We start from the raw sequence: 1,175 nt of genomic DNA on the forward strand, positions 1-1,175 counted from the left end.
TACACTGTAAACTAAGTTTTCGTTAATATTTGATTATAGCTTTTATGCATAATATCTCTAGCATTTTCTTTCGTAAACTGCCATTTGAATTTGACTTTTTTGTCATTTCGATCTTTGATTACTGCCATCACTCTTTTTTCTAATTCTTCCTGAGATGGAATTCTATCAGACAAACATTGTTTTGATAATGCTGAAAATTCAATTTCTACCATGTTAAGCCAGCTTGCAGATTTTGGTGTGAAATAGAAATCAAATTTCTGAGTGAGTTCGAATGCTTTTTCGGCTTCCATATTTTGATAAAAAGAGCTACTATTATGTGTATTTAAGTTGTCCTGGACTAATCTTATTCGGTGAGCATCTGAATACAAGAGGCTTAATTCAAGCATAAAATCTGCATATTCCTGCTTCCGTCTTTGCTTATAGACTTTACCAAATCGCTTTCCAGTTAAAGGCTCTATCGCCATTAATAATACACACGAACCATTTTTTTCATAACTATAATGTTCCTTCTTTACTTTTCCATTTCGCATGGGTATAGGATCCACTTTATCTCCAATCAAGAAACAAGGACGTTCGTCAAAGCATATTACAGGGTATTTCGGATCATAAGGCTGGTTATATAACCATAAGATCTGTTCCATCCTTGCAATAAACTCTCCTGTCATTCTACTTATACACCACTGTTTTTTGAGGTGAGGCTTAAGTTCGTTTTTTTCAATATTTCTTGAACATGTGTATGGGAGATTTCATCTACATAACCTAATTCGACTACTTTATCAGCCAACATTCTTAAGGTCCATCTAGAATAACCCTCAGGAGGAGTACTGCAAGCTAATGCCGTAATTTTTGCCTTATTTTCACCCGTTAGACCCGCAGGGCGGCCACTTCGAGGTTTTTCTTCCAATAAAGATTTTAAACCTTCTAGCTTATACTTCTTTTTCCAATCGGAAATAGTAGCTAGTCTTACCTGTAAAATAGAAGCTACTTCCTTATATGTTTTTTGCTCATTAAGCAATAATAAAGAAGTCAAACGAAGGCTTACTCTTGATTTTATATCACCTTTAGAAAGAAGTTCTTTGATGTGATTTTTTTCTTCTTCACTTAATTGAATATGATCTCTTTTCATCTCTTTAAATTTAAGATCTTCAATTTACTAAAATTTAGTTTACAGTGTA

At 33.4% G+C, this 1,175-nt stretch carries 2 protein-coding genes; both read right to left on the reverse strand.

Annotated features, from left to right (window positions below; genetic code table 11):
* Window positions 1-11 precede the first annotated feature (11 nt).
* Window positions 12-719, reverse strand: a complete 708-nt coding sequence (locus tag IC221_RS29195) for an IS630 family transposase (RefSeq protein WP_188172316.1) — start codon at window positions 717-719, stop codon at window positions 12-14.
* The gene (locus IC221_RS29200) at window positions 671-1,126 is read right to left on the reverse strand and encodes a helix-turn-helix domain-containing protein (RefSeq protein WP_188172315.1); all 456 of its coding nucleotides are present in this window, start codon (window positions 1,124-1,126) and stop codon (window positions 671-673) included. Before IC221_RS29200 ends, IC221_RS29195 begins: the two co-directional genes overlap by 49 nt.
* Between the last annotated feature and the right edge of the window lie 49 nt (window positions 1,127-1,175).

This window comes from Flammeovirga sp. EKP202, from assembly GCF_014534745.1.
Taxonomy (GTDB): domain Bacteria; phylum Bacteroidota; class Bacteroidia; order Cytophagales; family Flammeovirgaceae; genus Flammeovirga.